This is a genomic window from Pseudactinotalea terrae, from assembly GCF_009733845.1.
Lineage (GTDB): Bacteria > Actinomycetota > Actinomycetes > Actinomycetales > Beutenbergiaceae > Pseudactinotalea > Pseudactinotalea terrae.
In genome coordinates this window covers 257,133-272,555 of sequence record NZ_WNXZ01000006.1, presented here as the reverse complement: position 1 = coordinate 272,555, position 15,423 = coordinate 257,133, and the positions used below count along the sequence as shown (strand labels likewise).

The 15,423-nt window shown below is 71.6% G+C and carries 12 protein-coding genes; 8 read left to right on the top strand and 4 right to left on the bottom strand.

Going from position 1 to position 15,423, the window contains the following annotated elements; all coding sequences use genetic code 11:
- Positions 1 to 42: 42 nt before the first annotated feature.
- The 3 genes from GPA03_RS18285 to GPA03_RS18275 are packed head-to-tail and all read left to right on the top strand — an operon-like array spanning position 43 to position 4,012.
- Entirely contained in the window at positions 43 to 2,547 is a 2,505-nt protein-coding gene (locus GPA03_RS18285) for a circularly permuted type 2 ATP-grasp protein (protein WP_162458425.1), read from the top strand.
- Complete coding sequence (locus tag GPA03_RS18280; RefSeq protein ID WP_156253484.1) at positions 2,540 to 3,523, top strand: transglutaminase family protein; 984 nt, start codon at positions 2,540 to 2,542, stop codon at positions 3,521 to 3,523. Before GPA03_RS18285 ends, GPA03_RS18280 begins: the two co-directional genes overlap by 8 nt.
- A 21-nt stretch (positions 3,524 to 3,544) precedes the next feature.
- Positions 3,545 to 4,012: a PPOX class F420-dependent oxidoreductase gene (locus GPA03_RS18275; protein ID WP_156253483.1), complete on the top strand. Its 468-nt coding sequence runs from the start codon at positions 3,545 to 3,547 to the stop codon at positions 4,010 to 4,012.
- A gap of 10 nt (positions 4,013 to 4,022) precedes the next feature.
- On the opposite strand, the gene map is transcribed toward GPA03_RS18275, so the two are convergent.
- Positions 4,023 to 4,790, bottom strand: a complete 768-nt coding sequence (gene map / locus GPA03_RS18270; protein ID WP_156253482.1) for a type I methionyl aminopeptidase — start codon at positions 4,788 to 4,790, stop codon at positions 4,023 to 4,025.
- A gap of 853 nt (positions 4,791 to 5,643) precedes the next feature.
- Here map and GPA03_RS18265 point away from each other — a divergent pair.
- The 4 genes from GPA03_RS18265 to GPA03_RS18250 all read left to right on the top strand — a co-directional run bounded on the left by GPA03_RS18265 (position 5,644) and on the right by GPA03_RS18250 (position 8,168).
- Positions 5,644 to 6,057 carry a (deoxy)nucleoside triphosphate pyrophosphohydrolase gene (locus GPA03_RS18265; RefSeq protein WP_156253481.1) on the top strand — a complete coding sequence of 138 codons (414 nt, stop codon included), beginning with the start codon at positions 5,644 to 5,646 and terminating at the stop codon, positions 6,055 to 6,057.
- 92 nt (positions 6,058 to 6,149) lie between these two features.
- Positions 6,150 to 6,740, top strand: coding sequence for a TetR/AcrR family transcriptional regulator (locus tag GPA03_RS18260; protein ID WP_156253480.1), 591 nt, complete (start codon positions 6,150 to 6,152; stop codon positions 6,738 to 6,740).
- 19 nt (positions 6,741 to 6,759) lie between these two features.
- The gene (locus GPA03_RS18255) at positions 6,760 to 7,464 is read left to right on the top strand and encodes a dienelactone hydrolase family protein (RefSeq protein WP_156253479.1); all 705 of its coding nucleotides are present in this window, start codon (positions 6,760 to 6,762) and stop codon (positions 7,462 to 7,464) included.
- Positions 7,461 to 8,168 (top strand): LmeA family phospholipid-binding protein, encoded by a 708-nt coding sequence (locus tag GPA03_RS18250; protein ID WP_162458424.1) that lies wholly within the window; start codon positions 7,461 to 7,463, stop codon positions 8,166 to 8,168. The genes GPA03_RS18255 and GPA03_RS18250 overlap by 4 nt, the downstream gene beginning before the upstream one ends.
- Positions 8,169 to 8,186: 18 nt before the next feature.
- Here GPA03_RS18250 and GPA03_RS18245 read toward each other — a convergent pair whose 3' ends face one another.
- Positions 8,187 to 10,232: a S9 family peptidase gene (locus tag GPA03_RS18245; RefSeq protein ID WP_156253477.1), complete on the bottom strand. Its 2,046-nt coding sequence runs from the start codon at positions 10,230 to 10,232 to the stop codon at positions 8,187 to 8,189.
- A gap of 96 nt (positions 10,233 to 10,328) precedes the next feature.
- Between GPA03_RS18245 and GPA03_RS18240 the strand changes: the two genes are divergently transcribed.
- Positions 10,329 to 10,484, top strand: a complete 156-nt coding sequence (locus GPA03_RS18240) for a hypothetical protein (RefSeq protein WP_156253476.1) — start codon at positions 10,329 to 10,331, stop codon at positions 10,482 to 10,484.
- A gap of 10 nt (positions 10,485 to 10,494) precedes the next feature.
- Here the strand turns inward: GPA03_RS18240 and GPA03_RS18235 are convergent, their stop codons facing one another.
- The gene (locus GPA03_RS18235) at positions 10,495 to 12,498 is read right to left on the bottom strand and encodes a bifunctional copper resistance protein CopD/cytochrome c oxidase assembly protein (RefSeq protein WP_156253475.1); all 2,004 of its coding nucleotides are present in this window, start codon (positions 12,496 to 12,498) and stop codon (positions 10,495 to 10,497) included.
- Between the two features lie 40 nt (positions 12,499 to 12,538).
- Positions 12,539 to 15,049 (bottom strand): helix-turn-helix transcriptional regulator, encoded by a 2,511-nt coding sequence (locus GPA03_RS18230; RefSeq protein ID WP_156253474.1) that lies wholly within the window; start codon positions 15,047 to 15,049, stop codon positions 12,539 to 12,541.
- Between the last annotated feature and the right edge of the window lie 374 nt (positions 15,050 to 15,423).

Here is a 15,423-nt window from a genome sequence, read left to right as displayed (position 1 = left end):
CTCGACCGCCCGATGCCGCTTGACCACTCCTTGGAGGATGGGTTGACCGACCTCCTCGCGTCCTACCGCGCGGCCGGACCCGGCCACGACGAGATGCTGCAGTCCTCGGGCTCGGCGCGTGCGGCGTGGGAGCAGATGGCGGCACTCGCCGGCCTCGACTCGTGGGAGCAGCTGCGTGAGCGCAGCGAGGACGTCGTCACGCTGCTCGAGGATCACGGCGTCAGAGTCGGAGCGGATCCCGACGACGTCCCCTGGCCTCTGGACCCGCTGCCCGTGATCATCGACGAGGACGAGTGGGTCGACCTCGAAGGCCGCCTCAGGCAGCGCGCCGAGCTTCTCGATGCGATCTTCACCGACCTCACCACCGAGCGGCGGTTGCTCGCCGACGGCCTGCTGCCGCCCGAGATCGTGCTCGCGCACCCAGGGTTCCTCCGGGCCGCCGACGGCATCCTGATCCCCGGCCGCCATCAGCTGTTCCTGCACGCCACCGACGTCGCGCGCAACGCCGACGGCGCCTGGCTGGCCCTGAGCGACCGCACCCAGGCCCCCAGCGGCATGGGCTACGTCATGGAGGACCGCCGCGTCATCGGGCAGGTGCTCTCCGGCCTGTACCGACAGGCTCGCATCCGCCGCATCGGCCCGTTCTTCCACGCCATGCGGCAGGCACTCCAGGAGGTCGCCCCGCCAGGTTCGGGAGATGATCCCCGCGTCGCGCTGCTGACGCCTGGCCCCTTCGCCGAGACGGCGTTCGACCAGGGCTACCTGTCGACCATGCTGGGGTTCCCGCTCGCCGAGGGCGAGGACCTCGTGGTCTCCGACGGCCGGGTCTGGATGCGCTCGCTCGACGAGCTCGAGCCGGTCGACGTGATCGTGCGGAGGGTCGACGCCGAGTACTGCGACCCGCTCGAGCTGCTCGGCAGCTCGGTGCTCGGCGTCCCCGGGCTGGTCGAGGCGGCACGGACGGGCGCGGTGACCATCGTCAACCCCCTGGGCAGCGGGCTGATGGAGAACCCCGCGCTGCTGACCTACCTGCCCCGCCTGTCGCGGGCGCTGCTCGGCGAGGAGCTCGCCCTGGGCTCGGCGGTCACGTACTGGTGCGGCGAGCGGTCGATGTGCTCGCACGTGATCGCCAACCTCGAGCGGCTGGTGATCTCCTCGACCACGCCCGGCAGCCCACCGATCCACGGATGGCTGCTGACCGCCGGCGGGCGGGCCGAGCTTGCGGCGCAGATCTCGCAGACCCCACACCAGTGGGTCGGCCAGGAGCCCACGGAGGCGTCGACCACTCCCACGGTCGGCGACGGCCGCCTCGACGCCTGCTCGACCGTGCTGCGGACCTTCGCCGTCGCCCGGCAGGAGGGTTACCAGGTGATGTCGGGGGCGCTGGCGCGCGTCACGTCGTCGGAGACCCGTACCGAGACGCTCGCCCACACCACGCTCGGCGTGGCGAAGGACGTGTGGATCCTGTCCGCCGAGGCGCAGACGCATCCCGATCCCTGGCCCATCGAGGAGCAGGAGGCCATCCAGGCGCGTGGCACGTGGGCGAGCGCGATCAGCCCCGGAGCGGCAGAGGACCTGTTCTGGTTCGGCCGCTACACCGAGCGTACGGAGTCGACCGTGCGGCTGATCCGCGCTGTCGCGGACCGCTGGGAGGACTACCACCTCCTCCCTCGCTCGCCCGGTGGCCGGGCGCTGCAGGTGCTGATGGACGCGGTCGGCGAGGTCGTGGGACCCGGGTCCCTGACCGAGCTGGTGCTCGAGACGGACCGGCCCGGCTCGGTCGCCTTCGCCGTCGACCGCAGCACCCGGTCCGCGACGGCGGTCCGCGACCAGCTGAGCTCCGACACCTGGCTCGCGCTCTCCAGCATCGAGCGTGCGCTCAACCGCGAGCGGGTGCGCCAGCAGCACGGGGCCGGCGAGGGCCTCGGGCTCGGCCGGGTACTCGCACGTTGCCTCGAGGGACTGCTCGCCCTGGCCGGCATCGGCGCGGAGTCGATGGTGCGGGATGTCGGCTGGTGGCTGATGGACGTGGGCCGCCGGATCGAGCGCGCTCAGCACCTGGTGCGCACCCTCACGGCGACCGTGACGCAGCGCCGCTCCGCGATGGTCGACTCGATGCTGCTGGAGTCGGTGCTGATCGCGCACGAGTCCGTCATCACCTACCGGCGCCGCTCGCAGACCCACGCTCGCCTCGATCTGTTCCTCGACCTGCTGCTGCTCGACGACGCGAACCCGCGCTCGCTCGCCTACCAGCTCGAGGAGATCAGGGCCGATCTGATGAGCATCCCGGCCCGGGGTGGCCGTGTCGGGGCGCGCGACCAGCTGCTCGCCGACCTGCACGACCTGCTGACCGAGCTCGACCCGGCCGCCGTCGTCGTGGCCGATGCCGAGGGCAACCGGCCCCGCCTGCTCGAGCTGCTCGAGTCGTTGCAGTGGCGCCTGGACGAGCTCGCGCTCGAGATCGCCCGCGTCCACTTCAGCCATCCGACATCGAGCCCCTGGGCCGACGCCGCCGGCACGTGGTCGCCAGGGGGTCGCGATGACTGACACCTCGAGCAACCGGCACTACCGGCTCACGCACCTGACCACCTACACCTACCCGCAGGCCGTCACCTCCTCCTACGGTCGCGCCGTGCTGCTCCCCCGGCCCGGCGGGGGTCAGCAGGTGCACAGCAGCCGGCTGACCGTGACGCCGGAGGCCGCCGAGGTACGCGAGCACCGCGACTTCCACGGCAACCTCTCCTCGTACTTCCATGTGACCGAGCCCCACACCGTGCTGCAGGTGCGGTCCTCGTCGGTGCTGACGGTGACCCGCCGTCGGGTCGATCGGACGCGCCTGCCGAACGTGCCCTGGGAGCTGGCGGCGCAGGCCGTCCGCACCGTGTTCTCGCCCGAGTCCCGCTCCAACGGCAGCATCGCCGGTGGTCTCGCGATCGCGGAGTCGCGGCTGGCCTCGCCGATGGTGGACCTGGGTGAGGAGGTCCGCGACTACGCCGCGCTCTCGTTCGCCCCGGGACGGCCGGTCCCGGACGTCGTCGCGGACCTGTGCAGGCGCATCTACTCGGACTTCACCTACCGGTCGGGCTCGACGACGGTGCACACCCGACTGCCCGAGGTCCTCGAGCGCCGCACCGGGGTGTGCCAGGACTTCGCGCACCTGCTCATCGGGTGCGCCCGGTCGATGGGGCTCGCCGCGCGGTACGTCTCCGGCTACATCGAGACGCGCCCGCCCGCCGGCCAGGAGAAGCTCCGCGGTGTGGACGCCTCGCACGCCTGGGCCTCCGTCTGGATGCCCGGCGGCGGCTGGCTCCACATCGACCCCACGAACGACCAGTTCATCGACAACCGCTACGTGGTGCTGGGGACCGGGCGCGACTACCGCGACGTCTCCCCGCTGCGGGGCATCGTGTTCACCGAGGGCGCCGGGTCGAAGCTCGAGGTCGCGGTGGATCTCTGGCCGATCGAGGCCGACGACGTCGAGGCCCAGAGCGCCGAGGTCCAGGCCGGCATCCCCGCCGCCTGAGCGGCCTGCCACACTGGTGACATGCCTCGACAGATCGCCACCAGCACCCGCGTCGACCGCGCCGCCATGGAGGAGTTCGTGCGGCCGCGTCACCACGGCATCCTCATGACCACCCGGTCCGACGGCGGTGCGCAGCTCTCGCCCGTGACCATGGGCCTGTCCGCCGAGGGTCAGGTGGTGATCTCCACCTACCCGGACCGGGCGAAGGCGACGAACCTCCGCAAGAACCCGACGACGTCGGTCTGCGTGCTCTCCGACAGCTTCGGCGACGCCTGGGTCCAGCTCGACGGCACCGCCGAGGTCATCGACCCGCCCGACTCGGTCGAGCCCTTGGTCGAGTACTACCGCTGCATCTCCGGCGAGCACCCCGACTGGGACGAGTACCGCGAGGCCATGCGCACGCAGGCGAAGACGCTGATCCGGATCACCATCGACCGGTGGGGCCCGATCGCGACCGGCGGCTTCCCGGCCCGACTGGCCCAGGACTGAGCGCTCCGGGTCAGTCCCGGGCCGTGAGCACGATCGGGCCGTCGTGGGTGACGGCGATCGTGTGCTCGGAGTGCGCGCCCCGGGAGCCGTCCTGGCTGCGCAGCGTCCAGCCGTCGGGGTCGGTGTAGATCCGGTCGGTCCCGAGCATGAACCACGGCTCGATCGCGATCACGAGGCCGGGTCGCAGCGGCAGACCTCGCCCGGCGCGCCCCGCGTTGGGGATGTGCGGCTCGCCGTGCATCGTGCGACCGACGCCGTGACCGCCGAAGTCGGTGTTGACACCCCAGCCGTGCTCGGAGGCGACCGCGCCGATCGCGGCCGCGATGTCACCGATCTTGTTGCCGACCACCGCGGCCTCGATGCCCTTGACCAGCGCCTCCTCGGTGGCGGCGATGACCTCGAGGTCCTCCTCGCGAGGCGTGCCGACGACGACGCTCAGCGCCGAGTCCGCCACCCAGCCGTTCACGCTGACGGCGAAGTCGACCGAGAGCAGATCGCCGTCCTCGAGGGCGTAGTCGTGCGGCAGTCCGTGCAGCACCGCGTCGTTGACCGACGTGCACAGCACCTTCCCGAACGGGCTCGCGCCGAACGACGGGTGGTAGTCGATGTAGCACGAGGTGGCGCCGGCTCTGCGGATCATGTCGTGCGCGAGCTCGTCGAGCTCGAGCAGGTTGACCCCCACCGCGGCCTTCTCCTTCAGCGCGGTCAGCACATCGGCGACGAACCGGCCGGCCGGTCGCATCGCCTCGATCTCGGAGGGGGTCTTGAGCTCGATCACCCGCTCAGACTAAGGGGTCGACGGCGTGTCTTCCGCTGCGTGCGGCACATGCCCGGGCACACTCGTGCTCGAGCAAAGCGAAGGCCCCTCGGAGTAGGCGTCCGAGGGGCCTTGCTTCGTTCTTCAGAGCTGGTGGTCGAGGGATGAGCCCACCGGCCGCGACCCGAGGACCCGAGGGTCTTCTGGTCCCCCGCCGGAGCGGGTGGCCGTCTGTCGAACTGAACCGCCCGGGCCGTTCGGTGAATCGGGCGTCATCCTCGCCACCCGGGTCGTCGGGGCCGGAGCCCTTCTGATCCAGTCACCATCGGTGTCCGATCGGTCTCGTGATCATCCATCGGGAATCGGTCCGGGTCTCCCCGTTGTCCTCATCCAACCTCGATCCGGTCTCCCGGTCCGAGGTCTCGACACGTCGGACGGAGTGCCGCCACCTCCGGTCACGGTCCAGCTCCCCGGAACCATCTCTCGGTCTCCCGAGCGAGGTCCAGCTCAACGCCGGAACCGCATCTGGAGGGGCCTTCACCCCACCTTCGTGATCGACTGGTCGATCTCGATGGCTTAGTTCTAGTAGGGCCTCGCGGGGGCCGCAAGAGGGTTCGTCGACCCAGTTTTTATCCCCAGTTGACACACAGGGCGGTCCACAGCTCCACCTGCGGGAACACCAGTCGTCCACACCCCTGTGCACCAAATTTGTGGACAACCATCGCCGAGACCGCGCCACCGGCGCCCCTCGATGGCTGCCGCGGGGCCACCACATGAACACCCGATGAACTACTCACAGCCCTGGACACAGCCTGTGGGAACAGTCACGAGCCCACCGCCGGGCCACCTGGCTTCGCGCCGATAGGCTCGGTCGGTGAGCAAGCCCCTGGTCGTCGCCGCCGCGATCGTCGACGACCTCCGCCGCCCCACCCGGCTGCTCGGCGCGCAGCGAAGCGCGCCGAAGTCGCTCGCGGGCCGCTGGGAGTTCCCCGGCGGCAAGGTGGAGCCCGGCGAGGACGAGGTGGACGCGCTTCACCGCGAGCTCGCCGAGGAGCTGGGCGTCACCGCAACGCTGGGTGCGCTTGTCCTGCCACCCGACGGCGGTGACTGGCCGATCACCCGGGGCTACTGGATGCGGCTGTGGTTCGCCACGGTCGACCGTGAGCCCGCACCGCTGCTGGACCATGACGCGCTCCGCTGGCTCGCCGTCGACGAGCTCTACTCGGTTCCCTGGCTCGACGCCGACCTTCCCATCGTCGAGGTGGTCGCCGCCGCGATGGCTCGCTGAGCCCCGGGACGACCGGTCGCACCGCCTCGATGAGACGCTGCACACATACCGACAGATTCGCGGCAAACGTCACGACGTGACAGGATGCCAGGGTGCCCAAGATCATCGGCTCCACGCTCGCCGAGCACCGGTTGCAGGTCCGGACCCGGCTGTTCAGCGCGCTCGCGAGGCTGATGGACGCCTCGGGGTTCGACACCCTCACGATGTCGGACATCGCAGCCGAGGCGGGGGTGGGCCGCACGTCTGTCTACAACCACTTCGCCGACAAGGAATCCCTCCTGATCGGCTACATCGAGCACGAGACGGGCCAGTTCCTCGTGGACCTGCGCGAAGCGCTCGACGGCGTCACCGACCCGGAGGAGCGCCTCCGGGTCTACATCCGCCAGCAGATGGCCCTCACGACCACCTATCACCCGGCTCCTGGCCCGGACCTGCGCTCGATCGTCTCGCACGACACCGTGGCACGCCTGCGCGAGCACGTCCGCGAGGTCGAGATGCTGCTGCGCGAGATCCTCGCCGATGGCATCGCCGCCGGTCGCCTGCCGGATCAGGACGTCGACGTCGTGGTGCCGCTCGTGCACGCCTGCCTCACCGGCCGCAGCCGGCTCCGCGAGGAGGAAGGCCAGGAGCATGCCGTGGCCGCCACGGAGGACTTCGTGCTCCGCGCGGTCGGGGCCGCCTGACCCGGCTACGCTCGCGAGCATGACCAACGAAGCGAGCTCCGTCATCGACATCGACGTCGACGGCGGGAGCCTCCCTGTCCATGTGTGGTTGCCACCGTCGGGGGAAGGGCCGGGCATCGTGCTGGTCCAGGAGATCTTCGGGGTCTCGCCGTACATGCGCGACCGCGTGGCGGATCTGGCCGCCGCCGGATACGTGGTGCATGTGCCGGACCTGTACTGGCGGCTCGGGCTGCCCGAGCTCGACGAGTCCGCCCCCGATCTGCTCCAGCAGGCGATGGGGCGGATGAGCGCCCTGCCGTGGGAGCACGCGGTCGCTGACACGGCAGCCGCGCTGCGACACCTGCGCTCCGCGCCCGAGGTGCGGGGCCCGGTGATGCTGGTCGGGTTCTGCTACGGCGGTGGCGTGGCGTTCAACGTGGCGGCGATCGAGCCGGTGGATGCGCTCGTGTCCTTCTACGGCAGCGCGCTGCCGAACCTGCTCGAGCTCGCGCCGCAGGTCACCGCCCCCTCGCTGCACCACTTCGGCGAGGCCGACGACTACATCCCGATGCCGGTGGTCGAGACGATCCGCGATGCCGTGACCCGTGCGGGCGTCGAGTTCCACCTCTACCCCGGCGCGGGCCACGCCTTCGACAACACCCGCCCGGAGTTCCACCACGCCGAGGCCTCGGCGCTCGCGTGGGAGCGCACGCTCACGTTCCTCGGGGAGCAGAGGCTGACGTGAGCCGCAGGAAGAAGCGCCAGGGGGTGCGGTCCTTCATCGCGGTGGTCATCGCACTCGGGCTGCTCGCCGGCGCGGGCTACCTGGGCGACAAGGTCGTCCGGTCACAGATCGAGAGCCGCGTCGAGACGGCGGTGCTCGCGGAGCTTCCTGAGCTCGACGCCGACCTCGATGCCGAGCTCGGCGGCCGGTTCGCCACCCCGCAGCTGATCTCCGGCACGCTCTCAGAGCTCACGCTGACCGCGCCCTCGGCCACGGTCGACGGGCTCACGATCAACGACGTCACCGTGGTCGTCAGCGGCGTCCCGATCCGCGGGTCCGGCAGCATCGACTCCGTGCACGCCACCGGAACCGTGCCGGTCGAGACCGTGCTCACGGCCATCCAGCGCCGTGTCGACCTGCCCGAGGGCGTCGAGCTGAGGCTGCTCGACGGCGAGATCGCCGCCGTCGCCTCCCTGCTCGGCGTCGAGATGGCTGCGTACGTCGTGCTCGTGCCGGCGCCGCGCACCATCACGATCGATGTCGACCGGCTGGAGCTCGGCGGCGTCACCGTGAGCGCCTCCGACATCCCGATCGATCTCAGCGCGCTGCTCGGCACGGTGGCCGTCGACCTCGAGATGCTGCCGGAGGGTATCGAGCTCACCGAGCTGGTGGTGACGCAGACCGGCATCGACCTCGTCCTCGACGGCACCGACGTCTCGATGTGAGGTGAGATCAGCCGTCGGTCAGCCGAGGCTCTCCGGATAGGTCGGGTCCTCGCCGAGGACGTGCTCGGCAAGGTAGGCGGAGACGACCTGGTACCAGACCTTGGCGTGCTGCGGCGTGAGGACCCAGTGGTTCTCGTCCGGGAAGTAGAGGAACCGGTGCACGGTGCTGCCGTCCTCGCCCGCGGGCAGACCGGAGGCCGAGAGCAGCTCGTACCAGAGCCGCAGGCCCTCGCCGATCGGCACGCGGTAGTCCTTGTCGCCGTGGATCACGAGCATCGGGGTGCGGATGTCGCCCACGAACCGGTGCGGGGAGTTCTCCTCCGCCATCTCCGCGGTCATCTCGCGGGCCCAGTAGTAGGCGGCGTCGGTGGTGCCGCCGAACCCGTCGAGAGCCCACAGGCTCGCGTGCGTGACGATCGCCTGGAAGCGGTCGGTGTGCCCGGCCACCCAGTTCGCCATGTAGCCGCCGAACGAGCCACCCATCGCGGCGGTGCGGCGCTCGTCGATCTCCGGGAGCTGCTCGGCGGCATCGGTCGCAGCCATGAGGTCGATGAACGGCGCGCCGCCCCAGGCGCCCCAACCGCGCTGGATGAAGTCCTGCCCGTACCCGGTCGAGAGCGCCGGGTCCGGCAGCAGCACCGCGTAGCCCTGAGCGACCAGCAGCCAGGGGCACCACCGCCACGACCAGGCGTTCCACGAGCCGAGCGGGCCGCCGTGGATCCACAGCAGCAGCGGCGCCTGCTGCTGTGCCGACGCCCCCTCGGGCAGCGCGAGCCATGAGCGCACCCGGGTGCCGTCGGGTGCGGTGGTCTCGACCTCACGCAGCGTGCCTGGCAGCGCAGGCCGCTCCACGGGGCCGCGGAGCGCGGTCACCTCACCGCTGCTCAGGTCGATCCGAACCGGCTCGGCCGGGAAGGCGTAGGAGCTGCGGAGCGCGTAGGCCACGTCGCCCTCGGGACTGACGACGACGTCGGAGTACGCGGCGTCGTCACTCGTGAGGGCCACCGGGTCGCCGCCGTCCAGCGGCGCGCGGAAGACCCGCGAGCGACCGTCGTCGTCGGCGATCACGAGCAGGGCGTCGGAGCCAGGCAGCCAGACGATCCCGGCGGGCCAGCGGTCCCAGCCGGTCGCGATCCTGCGCTGGTCGGAGCCGTCGATGGCGGCGAGCCAGAGCGTGATCTCGGGCGCCTGCTCCGGCGTGCTGATGCTCTCGCGGAGGTAGGCGATCTGGGTGCCGTCGGGGCTGATGCGAGCGCCCGCCACCTCGGCGTCGGGGTCGTCCACGATCGTGGTCCGGTCACCGGTGGCCACGTCGATGGAGACGAGCACCGAGCGCACGGCACCGCGAGCCTGCGGCAGGTTGAGGCTGCTGACGATCGTGCCGCCGTCGGCGCTGAGGTCCTGACCCGCCTCGACGAGGCCGGCACCGACGTCCGGTGTCAGGTCGCGCAGCTCCAGCGCGTCGTCGGAGTCGGTCAGCTCAGCCGCGAACAGCCGGGGCGCGTCGGGCCCCAGGTCGTGGTCCCAGTACCGGATCGGGTACCCGGAGTGCAGGATCGCGGCGACCTTCTTGTCCGAGCGCAGGTCGCGCAGCCGCTGCTCGCTCTCGACGTCGGTCGCGCTCGGGAGCGTGCCTGCGCTCACCAGGACCGTGGCACCGGCCCGGGCCGCCTTGACCGACGAGACACCACCGGGCCGCTCGGCCAGCACGCGCGCCTCACCGCCGCCTGCGGGCAGCACCCACACGGCGGGCTTCGCCTTGTCCTCGGCGACGTCGCCGTGCGGTCGCTTCGCCACGAACAGCAGGTCACCGGCGGTCGTGAAGGTGGCCTGGCTCTCGCCCTTGGCACCCCGTGTGAGCCGCCGGGCCGGCGCACCGCCGTCGGGGTCGATCTCCCAGAGCGCGGTGACGTACCCGGTGCTCTTGGGGTCGAGCGTGCTGACACCCGTCACGAGGCGGCGCCCGTCCGGCGACAGCGCGAGCGAGCCGAGCCGCGGCAGCCCGATGTACGCGTCGAGGTCGTGGAACGGGGTCGCGGGATCGGTGCTCTCAGGCGATGTCATAGGTCGTTCCTACCATCCGGGGACGGTGATGTATCAGCGGCATGGCCCCGCACTCCTGAGCCATGAGAGAACAGCCGTGCCGAAGGAGAACCGGACATGCCCGACCAGATCCTCGACGACGACGATCTCGACCTCTCCCCCGAGGTCATGTGCCAGCTCGCCCGCCGCCGCTCACGCCTGGCGGCGATGAAGGATGCCGCGGGCACGCCGCCTGCCGAGCACGGCCGCACCGAGCGCTCCCGGGATCGCTAGGCGGAGACCACTACCTGCTGTTCTTCTCCGCGAGCCCGGCCAGCATCTCGTTGTACGCCGAGAGCTCGGCATCGCCGTCGCGGTCGGCGGAGCGGTCCTTGCGCCGGGCGGTGCGGGCGTCGTCACGAGACCAGCTGATCGCGAGCAGCACGGCCACCATGAGCGAGGGGATCTCTCCGATGCCCCAGGCGATCTCGCCGGCGGCGCGCTGGTCGGCGAGCGCGTCCACGCCCCACGGCAGACCGAGTGCGCCGAAGTAGTCGGCAGCGAGCAGCTCGGTCATGGTGGTGATCGCGACGCCGAAGAACGCGTGGGCGGCCATCGTCGCGAACAGCAGCAGCAGCCGCATCGGGTAGCCGGGGCGTTTCGGCCCGGGGTCCACGCCGATCAGCCCGTTGACGAACAGGTACCCGCTCAGCACGAAGTGCACGATCATGCCGATGTGCCCGAGGTGGGTCGTCGAGGCGAGGTAGAGCAGCGGCGAGAAGTAGAAGAGCACCATCGTGCCGATGAACACGAACGCCGCCACCACCGGGTTCGCGACCAGCCGCCCCCACCGGGAGTGCACGAGGCCGAGGAGCCACTCGCGTGGGCCGCGGGAGCCGTCGGAGCGGGCCGGCAAGGCTCGCAGCGCGAGCGTCACCGGCGCGGAGATCACCAGCAGGATCGGCACCACCATCACGTAGGCCATGTGCGCAGCCATGTGCACGCTGAGCATCACGTGCCCGTACACGGCGGGCGCGCCGAGCACGAGGTAGGCGAGCACGAGCGTGCCGCCCACCCAGGCCACGGTGCGCCCGATGGGCCACGCGTCGCCGCGGCGCCGCAGCCGCAGCACCCAGCCCAGGTAGACCACGAGCATCGCGACGGCGATGAACCCGAAGAACAGGTCGGGGTAGAACGCGGTAAGGATCGCCTCGGGGGTGGGCGTCGGGGGCGACGGTCGTTCCGAGAGCAGCTCGGTCGGCGAGAGCACACCGGCGGGCTCCTGCTCGATCGGCGGCTCACTGCCCGCGAGCGCCACGCCGAGCCCGCTGGCGAGCCCCACCAGGGCGACCTCGACGCCGATCAACCGCCAGAACGTGAAGCCCCGGCCCTCGCGCAGGTTCGCGATCGTGCGGCGGCGGTGCCACCAGCCCGCCGCACCCAGGATGGCCAGCAGCACGATCTTCGCCACCAGCACCATGCCGTAGCGGGTCCCGAGCGCGGCCGGTGACCCCACCCGGATCCAGGCGCTCGCCGTGCCCGAGACCGCCACGATCGCGAAGCACCACACCGCGATCGACGAGAACCTCGCAGCGACGGCGGGAGCCGCCTTCCCGAGCCGGCTCCCGGTGAGCGCGAGCACGGCCAGGCCCCCGGTCCACACGGCCGCTCCGAGGACGTGGCCGAAGATGCCGTTCATGCCGAGCTCGTGGTTGAACGTGCCGGCTGCGTGTCCCTGGGTCGCGACCGGGATCAGCACCCCGACCCCGAGGACCAGCGCCAGCAGCGCGGTGCGGTAGCCGGACACCGCAGCGCACACGGTCGCGAGCACGGCCGCCATCACCGCCGTAACCAGCTGCGCCCGGCCGGTGGAGATCTCGGACACGTAGAACCCGAGCTCGTCGCCGAAGCCCTCGCCACCGATCGGGCGGCCCGCGACCAGCGCGTACCCGAGGACGATGTCGAGCACCGCGAGCAGCGCCCACACCGGACCGGCGATCGAGGTGACGGTGCGGACGAACCGCCAGGCTCCGCCGTCGTCCTTCTTCGCCTGTCCACGCGGGAGGACGAAGGCGAGCATCACGAGCCCGCCCAGGGTGAGCGCCTGAGCGACCTGGAGGAGGATCCCGAGCACGGGGGTCGCCCAACGGACGAAGGCTCCCGGGTCTCCGACGAGAGTCGGCGCGCTCGCTCCCGTGATCGCGACGCCGACGAGGGCGCCCAGGAGCGCTATCGGGATGCCCGCGGCCAGCCACGGCCACAGCTGTGGGAGCGCCCGGACGCGGGGCTCCGAGGGCGCGGTCGTCACTGCTAGAGGGTATCCGTGCCGCTGGGCAGCATCGCGCTCGTCAGCCGGGGGAGCTCTCGTCGAAGAGCCCCAGCAGGCTGGCTGCCCGCAGCGCCTCCACACGGGTGCTGACGCCGAGCTTGCGATAGATGCTCTGCAGCTGGCTCTTGACGGTGTTCGGAGAGACGTGCAGCAGCGCCGCGAGCCGCCTCGTGGCAGCGGCCTCACGCAACCGCTCCAGCACGACGAGCTCGCGGTCGGACAGCCGTGCCTGCACCGTGGCGAGCCTCATCCGTTCCTTGGCGACGTCGAGCGCGTCGAGGAGGGTCTGGGAGGCCGGGTCGAGCCGCAGCTCGCGCGCCCGGTCGATCAGCTGCGCCATCCGGGTGGCTCCCTGGCGGGCGAACGGCAGCATGGCGCCGGATCGCGAGGCGATGGCCACACCCCTGCTGAGCAGCACCGATGCGCGGTCCTGCTCGCCCACCTCGTCGAGCACCAGGGACGCCATCACCAGCATCCAGGTCGGGTAGGTCGACGCCCACGTCGACGATGACGGCAGCAGCGGCTCCATCAGCTCGGCGGCATCCGAAGCGCGATCCAGCGCGAGCAGCACGAGGCAGCGGACGAGCGTGGCGACGAGACCGCCCGGTGGCCCCGCCTCCTCGAGCACGGCGAGCGCGACCTCGGGCTCGCCGACGGCGACCAGCAGCTCGGCCCGGGTGTTCCGCAGGATCGTGGCCTCGAACGGGGAGAGCACCCGCTCGTGCAGCAGTGCCTCGATCACATCGAGCGAGCCCAGACCCGCCGACGGCGACCCCGACAGCAGGTGGGCCATCGCCTCCGCCTGCGCCCGGAGCACGAGCAGCACCGGCGGATCCTCCGCACCGGTCGCGACGGGAAGCCGACCGAGGGCCTCCCAGGCGCCGGCGACGTCGAGCTGGGCGATCAGTCTCGAACCGTCTGCGAGCGCGCGCACCCATCCCGGCATGGACCCGGAGAGCTCCTCGTCCAGCGGCCCACCGTCGTCGCTGGGGTGGAGCGCGCCGAGGTAGCCGGCGACCAGGCGCTCCAGCTCGCGCACCAGCGCGCTGAGGTAGGACGAGGCGTCGGCGGCGAGGAGGTCTTGGGCGCGAGCGAGCTCGTGCGCCGCGCTCGACAGGTCCCCGAGCCCCAGCGCCGTCAGGCCCGCCTGGGCGTGCAGCGACGGCGCGAGGCGCTGACCGTGCTCCGCGGGCACGGTGGCGATCGCCTCCTGGTGCAACGCCAGCGCGCGGTCGTGCTCACCGCGCGTGCGGGCCAGGACCGCCTTCACACCCGCGATCGCCGCACGAAGGGCCTCGGCGCCGTCCTGCGGGAGCGCGATGCTCGCGGCCTCGATGTCGACCTCAGCCCGGCGAAGATCCGCGCTGCGCAGCTGGCCGTCGTGCCCGTCCTGGAGGACGTCGGTCAGCATCCGGGCGTGCGCGACCAGCACGCGTCCGTCGGCACGATCGCTGCTCGCCAAGGAGCGCAACAGGTCAGCGGTGCGACCGATGGGCAGGAAGGGAAGGTCCAGCCAGTGCCGGTGCACCCAGCCGGCGAGCGCATCCGTGTGCCCGTGCTCCTGCAGCAGCCGGGCGGCGCGCTCGAGGTCGCCGTGCTCCTCGAGCCAGGTGGCTGTCTCGAGGACGACCGAACGCAGCCGCGACCTCGACATCTCGACCTGAGCGCGACGCCGCAGCCCGGCCCGCAGTGCCGGCACCAGCGCCAGCCGCGGCTCCTCGCCCGCCCCGGTCAGGATCTGCAGCATGCCCGCGCCCTCCAGCAGGCTGAGCACCACCTCGGGTTCATCCGTGTCCCAGATCCAGGCCAGCTGGGCCATCGACAGTGATTCCGGCACCGCCGTGTGCAGCATGCGCTGCCAGCCCACCGCCGAGATCGCGTAGTCGCGCACGCCCTCGGCCACGACTCCGGTCAGCAGGTCGGTGGTCTCCTCCAGCAGCTCCGGAGTGAGCCGGCCGGTGCTCGGTAGCTGTCGCACGACCGTGTCCACGGCGAGCGCGTACCCACCGGTGTGGGCGAGCACCCGTCGGGCCGTGTCGTCGTCGACCTGGGCGCCGACGAGCTCAGCCAGCTGCATGACCTCGGGCCGCGTGAAGGCGAGCGTGCGCGCGGTGATGACCGAGCCGGGCGGCACGGGCGAGCCGCTGGCGGCGAGGGAGGCACCGAGCCCGCGGATCAGCACGAGCCGAAGACCAGGATGACGATGCCGCAGCCCCGTCAACGCCTCGAGGGTCTCACCATCGCTCGACGCCGGTCCGCGCAGTGCGGCGGCGACAGCGCCGGGCTCGCCCTGCAGCCGGGCGCTCAGGCGCTCCAGCGCGGCAGCATCCTCGTCGGGCCTGCCCTCGAACCACGACAGCTCGACCCCGGCTCCGCGCGCCCAGCTGCTTGCGAGCGTCGTCTTCCCTGAACCGTGCGGCCCGCTGATCAGGGCGATGCCCGAGGCGAGCGCCGAGGACATCCGCCGGACCAGGCGTGGCCGTACCAGTCGCTGCTCGGCATCGCTGCTGCCCCCCTGCGCATGCCGCACCCCCTGAGACACCTCTGCTATCACCTCTCAGTGATCGTCTCGACAAGCAACAGGGCCCTGGCGTGCGAGCGATTCGACGAGCACGCATCCGGCTGCCCTTGCAGAGGCACCGTACCGACGCCCCACGTCGGTTGAACGTCCAAGATATCCCGCTAGCAGCGGCGCGGCCAGACCGCTCGGGCGTACACGCCCCTCCCCATGAGCGGTCCCGCCCCCCCGGGCAACGCCACTGCGACATCTAGCATTCGGGACCCGATGAGCGCGCACCAGCCGAGCCAGGGTGAACGGAGGGCGAAGCCGGGGTGATCGCCTCCAGGGTGGTTCGTCCGGCCAGGGGAAGTTCTCCCCCGCCGCCCTGAGAGTGCGCCAAGCCT